Annotated in this window: 19 protein-coding genes; 12 read left to right on the top strand and 7 right to left on the bottom strand. The window is 69.6% G+C overall.

Annotated elements, in window-relative coordinates:
• Positions 1 to 104 precede the first annotated feature (104 nt).
• Positions 105 to 935, bottom strand: coding sequence for a maleylpyruvate isomerase family mycothiol-dependent enzyme (locus OG299_RS19655; RefSeq protein ID WP_327362158.1), 831 nt, complete (start codon positions 933 to 935; stop codon positions 105 to 107).
• Positions 936 to 1,084: 149 nt separating this feature from the next.
• Between OG299_RS19655 and OG299_RS19650 the strand changes: the two genes are divergently transcribed.
• From OG299_RS19650 to OG299_RS19640, 3 genes are all read left to right on the top strand, one after another.
• Positions 1,085 to 1,864: a carbon-nitrogen family hydrolase gene (locus tag OG299_RS19650; RefSeq protein ID WP_327362157.1), complete on the top strand. Its 780-nt coding sequence runs from the start codon at positions 1,085 to 1,087 to the stop codon at positions 1,862 to 1,864.
• A 98-nt stretch (positions 1,865 to 1,962) separates the two neighbouring features.
• Positions 1,963 to 2,766, top strand: a complete 804-nt coding sequence (locus OG299_RS19645; RefSeq protein ID WP_327362156.1) for an ATP-grasp domain-containing protein — start codon at positions 1,963 to 1,965, stop codon at positions 2,764 to 2,766.
• 28 nt (positions 2,767 to 2,794) lie between these two features.
• The gene (locus OG299_RS19640) at positions 2,795 to 3,316 is read left to right on the top strand and encodes a DUF4240 domain-containing protein (protein WP_327362154.1); all 522 of its coding nucleotides are present in this window, start codon (positions 2,795 to 2,797) and stop codon (positions 3,314 to 3,316) included.
• Here the strand turns inward: OG299_RS19640 and OG299_RS19635 are convergent.
• Positions 3,313 to 3,867 carry a Uma2 family endonuclease gene (locus OG299_RS19635; protein ID WP_327362153.1) on the bottom strand — a complete coding sequence of 185 codons (555 nt, stop codon included), beginning with the start codon at positions 3,865 to 3,867 and terminating at the stop codon, positions 3,313 to 3,315. The two genes, OG299_RS19640 and OG299_RS19635, sit on opposite strands and share 4 nt — an antisense overlap.
• Positions 3,868 to 3,992: 125 nt before the next feature.
• On the opposite strand from OG299_RS19635, the gene OG299_RS19630 reads away from it, so the two are divergent.
• From OG299_RS19630 to OG299_RS19605, 6 genes are all read left to right on the top strand, one after another.
• Positions 3,993 to 4,145 (top strand): thioredoxin domain-containing protein, encoded by a 153-nt coding sequence (locus OG299_RS19630; protein ID WP_327362152.1) that lies wholly within the window; start codon positions 3,993 to 3,995, stop codon positions 4,143 to 4,145.
• Positions 4,146 to 4,187: 42 nt separating this feature from the next.
• A complete protein-coding gene (locus OG299_RS19625) occupies positions 4,188 to 5,735 on the top strand; it encodes a recombinase family protein (protein ID WP_327362151.1) in 1,548 nt (515 codons plus the stop codon).
• Between the two features lie 480 nt (positions 5,736 to 6,215).
• Entirely contained in the window at positions 6,216 to 6,488 is a 273-nt protein-coding gene (locus OG299_RS19620; protein ID WP_031155832.1) for a hypothetical protein, read from the top strand.
• Between the two features lie 28 nt (positions 6,489 to 6,516).
• On the top strand, positions 6,517 to 6,987 hold the full coding sequence (locus OG299_RS19615; protein WP_442817520.1) for a DUF6879 family protein: 471 nt from the start codon (positions 6,517 to 6,519) through the stop codon (positions 6,985 to 6,987).
• Positions 6,988 to 6,999: 12 nt separating this feature from the next.
• Positions 7,000 to 7,848 (top strand): helix-turn-helix domain-containing protein, encoded by an 849-nt coding sequence (locus OG299_RS19610; RefSeq protein ID WP_327362149.1) that lies wholly within the window; start codon positions 7,000 to 7,002, stop codon positions 7,846 to 7,848.
• Positions 7,849 to 8,134: 286 nt separating this feature from the next.
• Complete coding sequence (locus tag OG299_RS19605; RefSeq protein WP_327362148.1) at positions 8,135 to 8,365, top strand: DUF7848 domain-containing protein; 231 nt, start codon at positions 8,135 to 8,137, stop codon at positions 8,363 to 8,365.
• Between the two features lie 5 nt (positions 8,366 to 8,370).
• Here the strand turns inward: OG299_RS19605 and OG299_RS19600 are convergent, their stop codons facing one another.
• Positions 8,371 to 9,087: a hypothetical protein gene (locus OG299_RS19600; protein WP_327362147.1), complete on the bottom strand. Its 717-nt coding sequence runs from the start codon at positions 9,085 to 9,087 to the stop codon at positions 8,371 to 8,373.
• Positions 9,088 to 9,161: 74 nt separating this feature from the next.
• Between OG299_RS19600 and OG299_RS19595 the strand changes: the two genes are divergently transcribed.
• Entirely contained in the window at positions 9,162 to 11,009 is a 1,848-nt protein-coding gene (locus OG299_RS19595; protein ID WP_327362146.1) for an NHL domain-containing thioredoxin family protein, read from the top strand.
• A 50-nt stretch (positions 11,010 to 11,059) separates the two neighbouring features.
• On the opposite strand, the gene OG299_RS19590 is transcribed toward OG299_RS19595, so the two are convergent.
• From OG299_RS19590 to OG299_RS19575, 4 genes are all read right to left on the bottom strand, one after another.
• Entirely contained in the window at positions 11,060 to 12,103 is a 1,044-nt protein-coding gene (locus tag OG299_RS19590; protein ID WP_327362145.1) for a hypothetical protein, read from the bottom strand.
• A gap of 156 nt (positions 12,104 to 12,259) precedes the next feature.
• Entirely contained in the window at positions 12,260 to 13,552 is a 1,293-nt protein-coding gene (locus tag OG299_RS19585) for a M18 family aminopeptidase (RefSeq protein ID WP_266627345.1), read from the bottom strand.
• 101 nt (positions 13,553 to 13,653) lie between these two features.
• Positions 13,654 to 14,394: a hypothetical protein gene (locus OG299_RS19580; protein ID WP_327362144.1), complete on the bottom strand. Its 741-nt coding sequence runs from the start codon at positions 14,392 to 14,394 to the stop codon at positions 13,654 to 13,656.
• Between the two features lie 153 nt (positions 14,395 to 14,547).
• A complete protein-coding gene (locus OG299_RS19575) occupies positions 14,548 to 16,374 on the bottom strand; it encodes an acyl-CoA dehydrogenase (RefSeq protein ID WP_266633373.1) in 1,827 nt (608 codons plus the stop codon).
• A gap of 184 nt (positions 16,375 to 16,558) precedes the next feature.
• On the opposite strand from OG299_RS19575, the gene OG299_RS19570 reads away from it, so the two are divergent.
• Both OG299_RS19570 and OG299_RS19565 read left to right on the top strand, forming a co-directional pair.
• Positions 16,559 to 17,017: an SseB family protein gene (locus OG299_RS19570; RefSeq protein WP_030302361.1), complete on the top strand. Its 459-nt coding sequence runs from the start codon at positions 16,559 to 16,561 to the stop codon at positions 17,015 to 17,017.
• Between the two features lie 125 nt (positions 17,018 to 17,142).
• Positions 17,143 to 18,129, top strand: a complete 987-nt coding sequence (locus OG299_RS19565; protein WP_266627342.1) for a pirin family protein — start codon at positions 17,143 to 17,145, stop codon at positions 18,127 to 18,129.
• Positions 18,130 to 18,147: the final 18 nt, after the last annotated feature.

Genomic DNA, 18,147 nt, shown 5'->3' with positions numbered 1-18,147 from the left:
ACGTGACATCGACAGGAGCGGTTCTCGGCCGCCGTGAGGGGCGGGAGGAGGGCCGCCGTGAGGGGCGGGCGGGGGCGCCGTACGCGGTCCGCGCCGCCCGGCGGCTACGGGGTGACGGCGAAGTTCGCCAGGATGGCCGCGGCCAGCTCCGGGTCGCCCTCCGTCTTCACCCGGTCGGCCACGGCGTGGGGCCGGACCCGCCCCGCCGCGAGGCGGACGTACGTCTCCCAGTCCGTCGTCAGTGTCACCGCCGGCCCCAGCGACGGCGTCCCGTCCACCGTCCCGCGCCCCTCCGCGTCCACCCGCACCGTCCGCATGAACTCCACCGGACCGTGCACGTCGATCACGACCGCCGAGTTCGTCGGCGCCCCCGCCAGCTTCGCGACCACCTTCGGCAGCCCGGCCAGCAGGATGTCCCGCGCCACGAACGCCCCCGGCGAGTCCCAGTTCCCCGGCACGCCCAGCGCCGCCCGCAAGTCCTGCTCGTGGATCCACACGTCGAACGCCCGCAGCCGCAGTGCGAGCTCCAGGGTCACCTGGTCGCCCAGCGGCCCCCGCACCATGGTGTCCGGATCCCGCTTTTCATTGCGCAGCTGCCGCGACCGCCGGATGATCGTGTACTCGAGCTCCGAGGTCATCTCCGGCGCGGTGTGGTGGCGCCGGACGTCGACCTGCACCTCCATGTACCGGCTGAACTCGTCGACCACGTGCCGCAGGTCCCTCGCGACGGTGTGGATCGGCCGCGGATCCCCCAGCTGCTCGCATTCGATGCCGATGATGTGTGACACCACATCACGGACGGACCAGCCGGGACACGGTGTCGCCCGGTTCCACTCGCCCTCCGTCAGGGGGAGGACCAGCTCGGATATCGCCTCGATGGAGTGCGTCCACGCGTCGGCATAGGGCTGGAGGCTGGGATGCGGCTGGACGGTCAACGGGACCCCTCGCGTGCTGTTCAGTGGCGCATTTTCTGGAAGCGTGTGGACTGCTTCCAAAACTACGCTGCCGGTGAGCACCCCGGCAGTGCTTTCGTGTGACGATCGTAGGCCCGAGTTGACGGCTTGAATGCCAGGACGGTGGTACTGTGCGCGCCTCGCTGATCCAAATCGCGGTGACCGACGGGGAGTCGGTTGCTTCACGCCGTGCCCGCGTGGCCGATCTCGTGCGGGACCAGGCCGGCTCGGATCTGGTCGTCCTGCCCGAACTGTGGACGGTGGGTGCCTTCGCCTACGAGCAGTTCGAGACCGAGGCCGAGCCGCTGGACGGCCCGACGTACGAGGCGATGTCCAAGGCGGCGCGCGACGCCGGGGTCTGGCTGCACGCCGGCTCGGTCGTGGAGCGCGCGGGCGACGGCTCGCTCTACAACACCACCCTCGTCCTCTCCCCGACCGGCGAGCTGGCCGCCACGTACCGCAAGATCCACCGCTTCGGCTTCGACCAGGGCGAGGCCGTGCTGATGACGGCCGGCGACTCCCTGACCACCGTGACCCTGCCGGAGCAGACCCTCGGCATCGCCACCTGCTACGACCTGCGCTTCCCCGAGCTGTTCCGCGGCCTGGTCGACGCCGGGGCCACGACGATGGTGGTGGCCGCGGGCTGGCCGGCCCGCCGCCGCGCCCACTGGACCCTGCTGAACCGGGCGCGGGCCGTCGAGGACCAGTCGTACGTGCTCGCCTGCGGGCTGGCCGGTACGCACGCGGGCGTCGAGCAGGCCGGACACAGCCTGGTGGTGGACCCCTGGGGCGAGGTCCTGGCCGAGGCGGGCCCCGCCGAGGACGTCCTCACGGTGGACCTGGACCCCGCAAAGGTCGCCGAAACCCGCGACCAGTTCCCGGCCCTGAAAGACCGCCGCCTGGGCCGGTGACCAGGCGGCCGGGGATCGCGCAGTCGTCCCCGGGGTCGGCGTTTTGTCCCGGACCGGGTGCTTCGTGCCCGCATCGACGCCCGCGATAGGTTGCCGCCATGCCTCTCCTCTACGTGACCGATCTGGCGTACCCGGCGCGCGGCCGCCGGTACTGCGACGAGGACATCCTCCTCACCTCCCGCCTGCGCGAGCACTTCCCGCTGGCCCTGTGCCATCCGCTGGACGCGGCGGGCATGATGGCGGGCTTCGACGCGGTGATCGTCCGCAACAGCGGCCCGGTCCTGCACTACCAGGAGGCGTACGACGGCTTCCGCGCGGCCGCCCTCGCCGCCGGCACCCGCGTCTACAACCCGCTCACGGGCCGCGGCGACATGGCGGGCAAGCAGTACCTCCTCGACCTCACCGCCGCCGGCTACCCGGTGATCCCCACGATCGACGACCCCGCGGACCTCGCGCTGCTCCCCTCGGTCCCCTCGTACGCGGTGAAGCCCAAGCAGGGCGCGGACTCCATAGGGCTGACCTTCACCCCGCACCCGGCCGGTCCGGCGGGCGAGAACCTCATCCAGCCGCGCATCGACTTCGCGTACGAGGTCTCCTTCTACTTCGTCGACGACGCCTTCCAGTACGCCCTCTACGCCCCGGACCCGGACCGCCGCTGGGAGCTGAAGCCGTACGAGGCCACTGCGGCGGACCTCGACTTCGCCCGCAGCTTCATCGAGTGGAACACCCTCTCGCACGGCATCCAGCGGGTGGACGCCTGCCGCGCCCCCTCCGGAGAGCTCCTCCTGGTCGAGCTCGAGGACCTGAACCCGTACCTCTCGCTGGACCTCGTGCCCCCGGCAACCCGGGCGGCCTTCATCACCGCTCTCACAGAATCCCTTCACTCGTTCCTCACCGTCTGATGTCAGAGGCAGATGCCACGCTTCCCCCATGGACAAGCAGACGTTCTGGAAGCTGATCGAGACGGCCCGGTCCGAGGCCGAAGCGGACCAGGTGGCGGCGCGCGCCTCGGAGTTGCTGGCGCGCTGCCCCGAGGCCGAGATAGCCGCCGCCCAGCAGGTCCTGTGGGACCTGCTGGCGGAGTCGTACCGCAGCCCCCTCTGGGCCGCGGCCTACATGATCAACGGCGGCTGCTCGGACGACGGCTTCGACTACTTCCGCGGCTGGCTCCTGACCCAGGGCGAGGAGGCCTTCGCCCGCGCCCTGGCCGACCCCGACTCCCTCGCCGACCACCCCGCGGTGCGCGAGGCGGCGGCGGAGGGCCTGGAGCTGTGGGACGAGGAGGCCCTCTCGATCGCCTGGACGGCGTACGAGTCCGCCACGGGCCGCGAACTCCCGTCGGAATCCTTCACGATCAGCTACCCGCCGCTGGACCCGGCCTGGGACTTCGACTTCGACGACACGACGCAGACCGCCCCCCGCCTCCCCCGCCTGAGCGCCCTCTTCGACTAGAGCCGACTGGTGTCCAGGTCGATCCCGAAGGGCGTCGGCAGGGGGACCGTCTCTCCGAATGGGTGCGGCCCGTAGACCTCCGTGTAGCCGAGCCGCCCCGGCCCGGCAAACAGGGTGACGGTTTTGTCGAGCCGATCGACCAGCAGGTACAGCGGCGCACCGTACTCGGCGTACCTCCGCCGCTTGACGACGCGATCGGTCTCGGCGGTCGCTTGTGACGTTACCTCCACGATCAGCAGCGTCTGATCGGGCGCCAACGCACCGGACCCGCGAGCGAGTCTCCCGGGGACCACGGCGATGTCGGGGACGTACCAGTTCAAGGACCCTGGCAGGTCGAGGTCCCCGGAGCCGTCGATGCACTCCAGCGCGTCGACCGTCCCGGAGAGCTGCGAGCGCAGGACGTCCCGCACGCACTCGTGGTCCCACCCGGTCGGCAGGTCGCGGATGACGCCTTCGACCAGCTCGGCGCGGCCGCCGCTGACGCGCTGCACGGCGTACTTCAGCGCTCGCTCGGGATCGATGCCCTCGCCATGGTCGTGCGCGGTGGTCATCGCGGGACGCCCCCTTCGCTGCCTGCGACCACGGTCCCATGCGGGCCGGCCCGCCGTCGTCACCCCTGGGGGTGTCGTCGTACGGCCGTGATCGGGCGTTCATGCGCGGATGGCAAGCTTGAAGCATGAACGATGCCGCCCCGGCGCACACCCCCGCGCCCCGCCGTGCCCGTCTCCGTGCCCCCGAGCTGATCGGCAAGGGTGGCTGGCTGAATACAGGTGGGAAGGATCTGACCCTCGCCGACTTGCGGGGACAGATTGCGATCCTCGATTTTTGAAAATCGACAACGGGCCACCGAACTCTTCGTCACACTGAGTGTGTGCACCAAGACACGATCTGTGACCTGTACCTCCGCCTGTCTCTTGACCGGGACGGCAAGACCGCAATCGAACGGCAGGAAGCCGACTGCCGTGCCTGGGCCGAACGCAACGGACTGACCGTCCGCAAGGTCCACATAGACAGAGGGCGCTCCGGCTACAAGACCGTTGAGCGCAAGGGTTTCGACGCCGCGCTGGCGGCCGTCACGGCGGGCGTCGTGGGCACGCTGATCGTCTGGAAACTGGACCGCCTGTCCCGCAAGGGCATCGGCCAGGTCGGCAAGGTGCTGGACGACATCGAGAAGGCCGGCGGCCGTCTCGTCTCGGTGGTGGACGGTCTCGACACCTCGAACGACTCGGCGCGCATGGTCGTGGCGATGCTCGCCGAACTCGCCCGATCCGAGTCGAAGAATCTCGGCACACGCGTCGGCCATGCCAAGCGATACCTACGCAGCAAGGGTCAGTGGATCGGCGGACAGCCTCCGTACGGGCTGCTCATCGACCCGCAGACCAAGAAGCTCGTTCATGACCCGGAGCACGCCGTCTACGCCCGTCTCATCGCGGATGAAGCGCTCGCCGGAACGTCGCTGGTCAAGATCGCCCGACTTCTCAACGAGTACGAGATTCTTTCACCCAGAGGCGGGCAGTGGAACGCGGCCAGCATCATGCAGCTCCTGCGCTCCCCGGCGTTCGCCGGCCTGATGCCGGAGACCGAGACCGTCGAGACGGACGACGGCGAGCGGAAGTACACGGGCAGGGTCTTCCCGTACCGCGATCCCGAGACTCTGGACACCGTCGAGATCGGCGAGGGGATCATCACGGTCGGAGAGCGTGAACAGATCATCCGCACCCTAGAATCCAGGACGTTCGTACACGCAGGAAAGCGGCGGCCGAAGCCCGAGGGGACGGCGCTGCTCACGGGACTCGTCTACTGCGCGGTGCCCGGCTGCGGTCGCCGGATGCACCGCGTGGGAGGCAGCTACCAGTGCATGGCTCGCCGCGCGGGCAACCAGTGCATCGGAGCGTCGGCGCTGGCTGAAGCGGTTGACCAGTACGTGACGGAACAGTTCCTCACGAAGCTCCCAGCGCTCGAACCGGACGACCCGTTGCTTGTCGCGATCGCAGACCGCTGGGTGCACCGCGTGGACCCGGAGACCTTCGCGAAACGTGATGCGCTTACTGCTGAGATCCAGGATGAGGAAGCCCGCCTCGCCGATCTGGAGGACGCGCGATACGTGCGTGGTGAGTTCAGCGGCGCAGCAGCAGTGGAGCGTTATAACCGGCTTGCGGAGCGCCTGAGAGGACGCATCGAGGGGCTTAGCGCCGATCTCCGAAAGCTCCCCATGCCGTCCGTGGACGTGTCTCCGATGCTCGACGGCCTCACCCTGCGTGAAGCGTGGGCGGATGCGACTAGCGAAGACCGGCGTGGCCGGTTGTCGCTTGCCATTGACCGGGTTGAAGTGACGAAGGGGGTGCGCGGCCAGCGGATCATTCCAGAGCAGCGCATCCAGATCCAATGGGCGAAGCTGGGCGCCGACGCCGCCACCTGAGCACCAAGGTAAGCCCCCTGCTGTCGGCAGCGGACCCGCGTGACGAAGTGACGAAATGACGCTCTCGCCCGGTTACCTCTTATAGAAGTGTTGTTGTTTCCATGAGTGGATCAGAAGTAATCGTCATTCCGTCACTTCGTCACCAGAGATGTCCAAAGTTCAGGCGCAGCCCTCACAGCGATCCCGGCCCCAGCTCGGAAAACACGTCCTGGGTACGGCTCCATTTTTGGGTTGCCGACCCTTGCAGCCACTGGCCAAGGTCTCCTCTTAGCCCCTGAGAACGACCCCGTTAACGAGGCGATAAGCCGTGCGAGGCATCGCTGAAGCCCCCGATGGCTGCCCGTACTGGGCGGCTGTAGGGGGCTTCGTCGTACCCGCACCCTGAACCAACAAGCTTGTCCTGACGCCCTCTTGCGCCGGTCAGCCACAGGAGTGAGGCTCGTGCACATTCGTGCAACCGACTCGACACCTGGAGTGATCGTGAACCTAAGGTTCCTCGGCATCATCCCGAACACGCCAACCGACGAGTCCCCCACCATTTGGCTTGATGAACAGACCGGTGACCTGCTGATCCAGTCGTACAAGGCGACGGCGGAAGAGGTGAAGGCCTGCCAGGAGATCGGCTCGATCCCTGGGCACTCCACGGATGTACCGGACCACGAAACGATCATCAGGCTCCCTGCGGTGATGCTGAAGTACATCCCGCGCCCGAACGAGAACGGAGAGGCTGGAAGTGCAGCCACCCGCGCGTAACGCACTGGCCTGCGCGCAGCACTCAGCCGTGCATCTTGAGTTGCGTGACAGCTACATGCTCGATGATCCAGAGTTCCTTGCCTGGCAACAGGGCAAGCGGCTGGACCCGGCTGATCGGTCGTCGTGGTGGGGCGGCTGGCACGATGCGGTGAGCGCTGCCACGGCGCGCGGGGTGGTGGTCCGCCGGGTCCGCATCGTGTCCGAGCCGATCAGTGACTACGTGCGCTACGAGTACGACTGCACGTTCACCAATCTCGCTGCGGGTGAGTTGGTCCGGTGGCTGCCCCGCCGGCGGACGACGGACTTGGCGTTGCCAGGTGCGGACTTCTGGGTCTTCGACGGCAGCCAAGCCCTCTTCCACCACTTCACCGGAGAGGGCCAGTTGGACGAGGATGGGCGGGAGTACACCGACGATCGTGCACGGGTCCACCTGTGCGCCAAGGCGTTCGAGGCCGTCTGGCAACGAGCCATCCCGCACGAGGAGTACAAGCCGCGCTGATCGGTTACCGCCATGGCTGTCTCTCCTTCTTCGAGTGCCCAGCATGCCCGGCAGGCTCTGGCGAACCGACTCGCTGAGCTCTGCCGGGACTCCGGGCTGAACGGGCGCGATCTCGCCCGGATCTGCGGATGGCACCCGTCCAAGTCATCCCGGATCATGAACGCCCGTACGCCCCCATCCGCCGACGATATTCGGGCTTGGTGCCGCGCGTGCGGCGCCGAAGGGCAGACAGAGGATCTGATCGCCTCACTGCGGACCGTCGAAGACGTGTGGATCGGCTGGCGACGCATGGAGCGCGCCGGGCTCAAGCAAGCACAGGAAGCCCGTCTGCCGCTCTTCGAGCGAACCCGCCGGTTCCGCTCCTACTCCTCGTGGTTCGTTCCGGGCCTGATCCAGACCTACGGCTACACGGAAGCCGTCTTGCGTGCCGTTCAACGCAGAAGGGTCGAGGTCGATGACGTGGCCGATGCCGTCGCCGTGCGCATGGAACGTCAGCGCGTCCTCTACGAGGGCGACCGCCGGTTCGCGTTCCTGGTTGAGGAGTCGGTCTTGCGTAACGGTCTCGGTGGGCCGGACGTGCAGGAGGAACAGCTCAGCCACCTCCTTATGGTCGGTTCCCTGCCCAGCGTCAGCCTGGGCGTGGTGCCTACACGGACCGATCGGTCCCGGATGCCGGTGGAAGGGTTCTGGATCTTCGACACGGCACAGGTCAACGTCGAGCTGGTCTCTGGCTACCTCACGCTGACCCAGCCGAGCGAGGTTGCCGCGTACGTGGACACGTTCACTGAACTGGCCGAGATGGCCGTCCATGGGGCGAAGGCCCGCGCATTGATCACCAGCGCCATGCAGACCCTCAGGTGACGACCGTGCAACCTCATGCAATCTCCTGGAAGTTGCAGCTCCACCGTTTCTAGCGTGGTCGCTACACGGACGACACGAGGAGCGGGGCCGTGAAAACGATCACGTATGCGCAACCCCCGGTAGAGCTGCCGTTGCGAACAGCCCCGGACCCCGTACCGGCGGCTGGCTGCGGGGTATGCGCCGCCCTGGCCGTACAGCGCCGGGAAGCCAGTCTCCGGGGCGACCACTCCATGGCCAGTGATTGCAACGTAGAGCTTCGGAACCACCCTCACACCAGGGAAGCGGCATGACCGTGAGGGCCGTGCTCCGGTACGTCAGCTACGTCATGCACCGCCACCCCTCGGCGGAGACGACGGCCACAGCGCGGTGCCTGAACCCGGACTGCCGCTGGACTGCCGCGCCGACCGGGAACGCCGACGTGTGTACGGATATGTGCATCGAGCACACGGGCCGGACCGGTCATATGACCTTCCTCCGGGAGTTCTCGGAAGTCGCCGTGGTCGAGCGTGCCCAGTGAGGGCGTCAGTCACCGACCTGGTGTTCCACGCGGTGGCGGATGTACTCGTCCGGATGGGACCGGGCTATCGCCACGGCCGCGTCCACCAGGTCGTGCAGCTCCGGAGGATAGGCCGACTTCCGGAGCGGCAGGCCCGGCAGGATGCAGCGCCGGACGTCCAGGTGCTCGTTGCTCACGAACTCGCGCAACGCGGTTTCGTACCACTCGGCCCTCACGGTTGCGGCGTCGTCGGGTTCCGCCGGACCGTTGGCTGCGGGGTGCTCCGCCCGTACGGTGGGCATGCGCAGGGGTAGAGCCGACCAGTACCAGGCATTCGCCGCGCCCGCCCGCTCGAGGTCCGTGCCGGCCCGCAGGTATCCAAGCAGCGAGGCCTGGACCCGCCTGTGCCCGAACGCGTTCAGCGCCGGCTCGAGGAAATGGCGGTTGAAGCTCGGGTCAGAGTCGTAGACGGCTGCCTTGATCAGCGTCTGGAAGGACTCCTCGGAAAGGATCAGCTCCCGGCGGCAGGCCTTGTACAGCGCCGTCCGAGCATGGTTCACCCAGGTTCGTGGATCGCCGGGCTGCGGCTCCCGAGCGACATCGAGCCCGAGGACCCGGACGACCTCCGCCACGCATCCGGCGAACACCTCCCTACGGTCCTCCACCGGCCCCGGCAGCGCCAGGAACCCCTGAACCGTCCGCGCCGTCTCGCCGGCAGTCGCCTCGTCCTCGTCCGTAGCCAACCTTCGGCCCCCTGTCGTAGGTCCCGCCGTACGCGTGTGATCCGACGTTCATACCAGGATGGCAAGCTTGAAGGATGAACGATGCTGCCCCGGCGCCCACCCCCGCGCCCGCACCCCGCAAGCGTGCCCGTGTCCGTGCCCCAGAGCTGATCGGCAAGGGCGGCTGGCTGAACACCGGAGGCAAGGAAATCACCCTTGCCGACCTGCGAGGTAAGTGTGTTGTTGTCGATTTCTGGACCTTTTGCTGCATCAACTGCCTGCACGTCCTCGACGAGCTGCGGGAGCTGGAGGAGAAGCACCGCGACACCGTCGTGATCATCGGGGTGCACTCCCCGAAGTTCGTGCACGAGGCCGAGCACGCGGCCGTCGTCGACGCCGTCGAGCGGTACGAGGTGCACCACCCCGTGCTGGACGATCCCGAGCTGGCCACCTGGAAGCAGTACGCCGTACGGGCCTGGCCGACGCTCGTCGTGATCGACCCCGAGGGGTACATCGTCGCGCAGCACGCCGGTGAAGGGCATGCGCATGCCATCGCGCGGCTCGTGGAGGAGCTCGAGGCCGAGCACGAGGCCAAGGGGACGCTGCGGCGCGGCGACGGGCCGTACGTGGCGCCCGAGCCGGTGGCGACCGACCTGCGGTTCCCCGGGAAGGCGCTCGTGCTGCCGTCCGGGAACCTGCTCGTGTCGGACTCGACGCGGCACCAGCTCGTGGAGCTCGCCGCCGACGGCGAGAGCGTCGTACGGCGCATCGGCAGCGGGGAGCGCGGGTTCGGACCGGACGCCTTCAGCGAGCCCCAGGGCCTGGCGCTGCTCCCCGACGGCTCCGTCGTCGTCGCCGACACCGTCAATCACGCGCTGCGCCGCTTCGACCCCGCGACGGGCGCCGTCGAGACCGTCGCCGGGACCGGGCGGCAGTGGTGGCAGGGGTCCCCGACCTCCGGGCAGGCCCTGGAGGTGGACCTGTCCTCGCCGTGGGACGTGGCCTGGTGGCAGGGCAAGGTGTGGATCGCCATGGCGGGCGTGCACCAGCTGTGGACCTGGGACCCGGAGACGGGGACCGTGGCCGTCGCCGCGGGCACGACCAGCGAGGGCCTGCACGACGGGCCCGCGCTCGAGGCCTGGCTCGCGCAGCCGTCCGGGCTCGCGGCCGCCGCGGACCGGCTGTGGATCGCGGACTCCGAGAACAGCGCCCTGCGGTACGTGGAACCCGGGGGCGAGGGGGCCGACGGGTACGCCGTACGGACCGCCGTCGGGACCGGCCTGTTCGACTTCGGGCACCGGGACGGCGACGCCGGCCAGGCCCTGCTCCAGCACCCGCTCGGGGTGACCGCGCTGCCCGACGGCTCGGTCGCGGTGTGCGACACGTACAACCACGCCCTGCGCCGCTTCGACCCGGCGACCGGCCAGGTCTCCACGCTGGCCACCGACCTGCGGGAGCCCAGCGACGCCGTGCTGGTCGGCGAGGACATCGTGGTCGTCGAGTCGGCCCGGCACCGGCTGACCCGGCTGCGGCTGCCCGAGGAGGCGGTACGGGTCGACGCCGTCGCCCACCGCACCCAGCGGGCCGCCACCGAGGTCGCCCCGGGCACGCTCCGGCTCGACGTGGTGTTCCAGGCGCCGACCGGGCAGAAGCTCGACACCCGCTACGGGCCTTCGACACGGCTGCTGGTCTCCTCGACCCCGCCGGAGCTCCTGGTGGAGGGCGAGGGGGCCGGGACGGACCTGTTCCGGGAGCTGGCCCTGAACCCCGACGTCACCGAGGGGGTCCTGCACGTCTCAGCCATGGCGGCCTCGTGTGACGACGACCCGGCGAACGAGTACCCGGCCTGCCACGTCCACCAGCAGGACTGGGGCGTGCCGGTGACCGTCACGGCGGAGGGCGCGAACCGCCTGCCGCTCGTCCTCGCCGGCATGGACGCCTAGGACGACGAAGTCCGGGCGGGACCCCGATGCGGGGCCCCGGCCGGACGGGGTCAGCCCTCGTGCTTCCCGGGCTCCCCGGGCTTCCCGGGCTCCGTCTTCTCGTTCTTCTCGACGTCGGCGACCAGCAGGTTCGGGTCGATGCCCGTGAGGAAGGCGCCGCTCGGGACGTAGACCCGGTGGTGGCGGATCGCCACCGAGGTGGGGCCGGACAGGCCGTCCTTCCCGGTCAGCACGACGGTGTGGGTGCCGTCCGGCCGGACCAGGGCGAGCTGGCTCTCGGTGTTGTTCAGCGCGGCGAGCACCGCCTTGCCGTGCCCGGCGAACGCGAAGTCGTCGATCCCCGTCAGCCCGGTGGCGTGCGTCCTGATCGTCCCCGCGGACCCGTCCTCCCCGACCGGGATCCGCAGCAGCGTGCCCCGGTCGTAGTTCGACACCCAGACCGCGTGGTGGCCCACCTTGATGCCGTTGGCGCCGATGAACGTGGCCGGCTCCAGCGCGGCGCCGGTGGCCCACGTCGACACCGCCGGGTGTGCGTCGTCCAGCGAGATGCGCCACACCGTGCCGAGGACGGAGTCGGCGCCGTAGAGCAGTCCGCGGTGCTCGTCGAGGGCGAGGCCGTTGGTGAAACCGTTCGGCGGCAGGTCGGCGAGCTTGCCGACCTCGCCGTCCGGGGTGATCCGGTAGAGGCCCGTCTCGACCGTCCCGGTGTTGAAGGCGACGTAGAGCGTCCCGTCGGGCGTGCGGACGATCCCGGTCACGACGGCGCCGCCGACGAGGGGCGTCTTCGGGTCCGCGACGGCGGGCAGGGTCGCGAGGAGCCGTCTGCCGCCGTGCGGGTACACCCGGACGACCTGGCGGGCGAAGGCGAAGGTCAGATCGGCGGAGCCGTCGGGCTCCAGCGCGAGGTTCTCCGGCGTCTCGCCGGCCGTGAAGTCGAAGTGCGCGACGATCCGCGGGTCCGTGAGGGAGAAGGAGGATGCCGGCGGGCCGGCTGCGGCCGCGCCCGCGGAGGGGGCGGCCGCGAGGAGGGCGAGGACGAGGCCCACGGCGCCCGCGATGCGCGGCATGGGGAGGAGGCGGAACAGGCGGAGCACGGGACTCTCCTTGTCGGCCGGGAAGGACGGAACCCCAGCACAACATGACGGAGTGTCACCATAGGTTCATCACACCGCGTCGGCGCCTCAGATCGACCCGCCCGGCCGAAGCCCACGCCGCCCCCCTGGTGCGGGAGGCGGCGCAGCCGCGCGGCGTCAGCCCTCCAGGAAGGCCAGCAGCGCGTTCGCGAGCAGGTACGGGTCGTCCGCACCGCACAGCTCGCGGGCGCTGTGCATCGAGAGGATCGCGACGCCGATGTCCACCGTCTGGATCCCGTGGCGGGCGGCCGTGATCGGGCCGATCGTCGTGCCGCAGGGCATCGAGTTGTTCGAGACGAAGGTCTGCCACGGCACGCCGGCCCGCTCGCACGCCGCCGCGAACACCGCGCGTCCGCTGCCGTCCGTCGCGTACCGCTGGTTGACGTTGACCTTCAGGATCGGGCCGCCGTTGGCGCGCGGGTGGTGCGAGGGGTCGTGCCGCTCCGCGTAGTTGGGGTGCACGGCGTGGCCGGTGTCCGCGGAGAGGCAGATGGTGCCCGCGAAGGCCCGCGCGCGGTCCTCGTACGTGCCCCCGCGCGAGAAGACGGAACGTTCCAGCACGTTGCCCAGCAGCGGGCCGTCCGCGCCCGTGTCCGACTGCGAGCCGCTCTCCTCGTGGTCGAACGCGGCCAGCACCGGGATGTGGTCCAGCTTGTCGGCGGCCGCGGCGGCGGCGAGCGCCGCGACGCCCGCGTGCACCGAGATCAGGTTGTCCATCCGCGGGCCGGCGACGAGTTCCCGGTCGCGCCCCAGGTACGCCGGCGGCTCGATCGAGTGGACCATCAGGTCCCAGCCGGCCACCGAGCCCTGCGGCAGGCCCTCTTCCTCCTCCAGGAAGGCGATGAGGTCGCCCTCCCGGACCTCGCCCAGGCCCCAGATCGGCTGCATGTGGCGCTGCTTGTCGAGCTTGAGCCCGTCGGTGTTGACCGACCGGTCCAGGTGCACGGCGAGTTGGGGCACGCGCAGCAGCGCGCGGTCCACGTTCACGAGGCGCTCGCTGCCGTCGCGCAGGCTCAGCCGCCCCGCCAGCCCCAGGTCCCGGTCCAGCCAGGTGTTGAGCAGGGGGCCGCCGTAGATCTCGACGGCGATCTGCCGCCAGCCCTGTGATCCCGTGTCAGGCAGCGGCTTGACGCGGAGGTTGGGGGAGTCGGTGTGTGCGCCGACGATCCGGAACGGGGTGTGCGCGGTCGCGCCCTCCGGGACGAACCAGGCGATGAGCGCTCCGCCGCGGAGGACGAACCGGCCCCCGCTGCCCGAGTCCCAGGCGTCCGTTTCCGACAACTGCCTGAAGCCTGCCTTTTCCAGCCGCTCGGCCGCATTGGCCACGGCGTGGTACGGCGACGGACTGGCCGTCAAAAAGGTCATCAGATCGTCGGTGTGTCCGCGGTCGAAGCGGGCGGGAGAGCTCATGTGGTTCACCTTAACGACGGTCGTGTTCGCCATGGTCGGACTGCGGCGGATAGCCGAAACGCCGGGGCCGCGGGCCGTGTGGTCCACGTCCCGGCGGCTTTTCAGCCCGGCGGGCGCTCGAATCGGCGCTGCAGCTGCCTGCGCTCGCCCCGGCGGATGCGCGGGAGCATCTCCGGGGTCGTCGCGGAGCGCTGCGCGCGTCTCTTGCGTCCGGCGCAGAAGATACAGGCCTCACCGGGCGGCGCGTCCGGATCGATGGGCGCGCCGGGGTGCTGGGAGCAGCCGGAGGCGCCCCGGGGCCGTGACAGTTCGCGGGCCACGATGAACGCCCGGTGGAGATCGTCCGCGATCCGTACGAACTCATCGGCCGGGGAGGAGAAGCCCAGGTGGAAGCGGCGGTCCTCGACGGTGCGGAGGTGGTCGCGCAGGGCCTGCAGGGTGTACGGGGGGTCGGGCACGGGATAGCCCAGCCGGCGCTGTTCCCCGGCGGGCGGGGCGGCGGCGGCCGCGCGGGCGCCCTGGGCGCGCAGCCCGAGGCGGCGCCGGTCGTTGCAGATCAGACAGCGGCCCCAGCCGTCGGGCGCCTCGGGGTCGAGGGCCCCGTTGGGGTGCTCGGAGCAGCCGGTGTAGCTCTTGGCGGGGGCGAGCCCGGCGGCGGTCTGGAAGGCGGTGTAGAGGGCGTCGGCGACAGCCTCGTACTCCGCGGGGTGGGCGCCGTCGTACAGCTCCCGCAGATGGTCGCCGAGGCTGCCCAGGGCAGCCTGCAGCTCCTTGAGGGCGTACGGCCGCCCGGTCGGGACGGAGTACCCCCTGCTGTTGCCGTGCTGCTCTGCTGGGCTCATACCTACGAGCGTCCCATGAACCACCGACAACCTGTGAATGCCGCCGGCAGGCGGCCGGTACGCCGTCCGTACGCCGCCGGTACGCCGACGGCCGGACCCCTGCAGAGGGTCCGGCCGTCGGTGTGCGACTGGCGATGCGGCGCAGCCGGGTGGCTAGAACGCGGCCTCGTCGAGCTCCATCAGGGTGTTGTCGACGGCCTCGGCCAGCGTGCGGGCGACCGAGACGTTCGGCAGGACCTGCGAGGCGAAGAACTTCGCGGCCGCGATCTTGCCGGTGTAGAACGGGACGTCCTTCGCGGAGGCGCCCGCCAGCTTCTCGGCGGCCACGGCAGCGCCCTTGAGCAGCAGGTATCCGACGACCACGTCACCGGACGCCATCAGCAGGCGGGTGGTGTTCTGGCCGACCTTGTAGATGTTCTTGACGTCCTCGCCGGTGGCGGTGAGGTCGACGATCATCTGGCCGACGATGCCCTCCAGGTCGACCGCGGCCTTGGCGAGCGCGTCGCGGGCGCCGGCCAGCTCCTCGCCGCCGGCGGCCTCGGCCAGGAACTTCTTGATCGTCTCGGAGAGGACGTTCAGCGAGGCACCCTGGTCGCGGACGATCTTCCGGAAGAAGAAGTCCTGGCCCTGGATCGCCGTGGTGCCCTCGTAGAGGGTGTCGATCTTGGCGTCCCGGATGTACTGCTCGATCGGGTATTCCTGGAGGTAACCGGAACCGCCGAAGGTCTGCAGCGACTGGGCGAGCTGCTCGTACGAGCGCTCCGAGCCGTAGCCCTTCACGATCGGCAGGAGCAGGTCGTTCAGGCCGATCTCGGCGGAGGCGTCCTCGCCCGCGGCCTGCTTGACCTGGATCGCGTCCTGGACGGAGGCGGTGTACAGGACCAGGGCGCGCATGCCCTCGGCGTACGCCTTCTGCGTCATGAGCGAGCGGCGCACGTCGGGGTGGTGCGTGATGGTGACCTTGGGCGCGGCCTTGTCCATGAAGTTGGCCAGGTCGGTGCCCTGCACGCGCTCCTTGGCGTACTCCAGGGCGTTCAGGTAGCCGGTGGAGAGCGTCGCGATGGCCTTCGTGCCGACCATCATGCGGGCGAACTCGATGATCATGAACATCTGGCGGATGCCGTCGTGCTTGTCGCCGATCAGCCAGCCCTTGGCGGGGTGCTGGTCGCCGAAGGTCATCTCGCACGTGTTGGAGGCCTTGAGGCCCATCTTGTGCTCGACGTTCGTCGCGTAGACGCCGTTGCGCTCGCCCAGCTCGCCGGTCTCCCAGTCGAAGTGGAACTTCGGGACGAGGAAGAGGGACAGGCCCTTGGTGCCGGGGCCGTGGCCCTCGGGGCGGGCGAGGACGTAGTGGAGGATGTTCTCCTCCATGTCGTGCTCACCGGACGTGATGAAGCGCTTGACGCCCTCGATGTGCCAGGAGCCGTCGTCCTGCTGGATCGCCTTGGTGCGGCCGGCGCCGACGTCCGAGCCGGCGTCCGGCTCGGTGAGGACCATGGTGGAGCCCCAGCGCTTCTCGACCGCTATCTGCGCGACCTTCTTCTGCGCCTCGTTGCCCTCTTCGAAGAGGATGCCGGCGAACGCCGGGCCGGAGGAGTACATCCAGATGGCCGGGTTCGAGCCGAGCAGCAGCTCCGCGTAGGCCCAGATCAGGGAGCGGGGCGAGGTGGTGCCGCCGATCTCCTCGGGCAGGCCGAGACGCCAGTACTCGGAGTCCATGAAGGCTTCGTAGCTCTTCTTGAAGGACGCCGGGACGGGCGCGGTGTTGGTGGCCGGGTCGAAGACCGGCGGGTTGCGGTCGGCGTCCGCGAAGGATGCGGCCAGCTCGTTCTCGGCGAGGCGGGCGATCTCGGACAGGACGCTCTTGGCGGTGTCGGTGTCCATCTCACCGAACGGGCCGGTGCCGTACAGCTTGTCGCGACCGAGCACCTCGAAGAGGTTGAACTCGATGTCTCGGAGATTCGACTTGTAGTGCCCCATGGCGACGGCTCCGTTAAGGCTCGGGAAGACAGGTTCCTCGTACATACCAATCGGTAATGTCATGATGCTACCCGTGGGTAATAAGACGCAACCCCCTGCCGGTCGACTGTGACCAGGGTCAAGCCCGCAACCCTGGCGGGAATCCGCGTCCACGGGGCGCGGGGCGCTCGGTAGGCTTCGCCCTATGTACGGCTACGACCAGAACGTGAGCGCAGGGCAGCAGTACGCCGCCCCGCAGCAGATGGCCGGCGGGTACGGCGAGCAGCCGCTGTACCCCGAGCCCTCGCCGCCGTCGCTCGCCGACGCGGTGCGGGCCTTCACGACCGGGTCGCTGTCCGCCGAGGACTTCCAGCAGATCTTCGCCACGTCGAAGGTCTACTGTCCGCGCGGCGAGACCCCGGGCTTCCTGGCGCTGCACAACACGCAGCAGCCGGTGATCCCCATGTTCACCACGCTCAAGGAGCTGCGCCGGTACGCCGGCAAGGAGTCCAAGTACTTCGTGATCACCGGCGCCGAGGTGATCGACCTGCTGCCGACCGGGTACGGCTTCGTCCTCGACATGGAGGGCGACCACCGGATGGTCTTCGACGCGAAGGCCGTGGAGCAGATGGTCGACTTCGCGATGCGCCGCATGTACGGCTAGACGCCGTAGGCGCAGGTGAGCGGCTTCGGGCCCCGGGGAATTAACCTCGGGGCCCCTTCTGTTCTGTGGGGTGTGGCAGAAAGTTCGAGTTTCAACTAAACTCGACGCAGAAGGAGGTTCCGACCATGCCTGCAGTGACTGTGGAGAACCCGTTGACGCTCCCCCGCGTCGCCGAGCCCGCCCCGGAGACCGCCGCCCGCAAGGTGCTGGCCGTCACGACAGCTCCCGGTGGGTTCGAGGGCGAGGGGTTCCCGGTGCGCCGCGCGTTCGCCGGGATCAACTACCAGTACCTCGACCCGTTCATCATGATGGACCAGATGGGCGAGGTGGAGTACGCACCGGGCGAGCCCAAGGGCACCCCGTGGCACCCCCACCGCGGCTTCGAGACCGTCACGTACCTGATCGACGGAACCTTCGTCCACCAGGACAGCAACGGCGGCGGCGGGGTCATCAACGGCGGTGACACCCAGTGGATGACCGCCGGCTCGGGCCTGCTGCACATCGAGGCCCCGCCGGAGTCCCTCGTCGTGTCCGGCGGCCTCTTCCACGGCCTCCAGCTGTGGGTGAACCTCCCCGCCTCCGACAAGATGATGCCCCCGCGCTACCAGGACATCGGCGGCGGCCAGGTCCAGCTGCTGTCCACCCCCGACGGCGGCGCCCTGCTCCGCGTGATCGCCGGTGACCTGGACGGCCACGCCGGCCCCGGCATCACCCACACCCCGATCACGATGATCCACGCGACCGTCACCCCGGGCGCGCAGGTCACCCTCCCCTGGCGCGAGGACTTCAACGCCCTCGCGTACGTCATGGCCGGGCGCGGCAGCGTCGGCACGGACCGGCGGCCCGTCCACACCGGGCAGACGGCGGTCTTCGGCGACGGCGGCTCCATCACGGTGCGGGCGGACGAGTCCCAGGACGCGAACACCCCGGACCTGGAGGTCATCCTCCTCGGCGGGCGCCCGATCCGGGAGCCGATGGCGCACTACGGGCCGTTCGTCATGAACAGCCGGCAGGAGCTCCAGCAGGCCTTCGACGACTTCCAGGCGGGCCGGCTGGGGACCATCCCCACCACTGCCCGGGAGCGCACGAAGTCGGCGGACCAGCACTCCTGACCGCGCCTGACCGCGCCT

It is taken from the genome of Streptomyces sp. NBC_01296 (assembly GCF_035984415.1).
GTDB lineage: Bacteria > Actinomycetota > Actinomycetes > Streptomycetales > Streptomycetaceae > Streptomyces.
The sequence above is the reverse complement of the archived record's forward strand: the minus strand, read 5'-3'. Positions and strand labels throughout refer to the sequence as shown.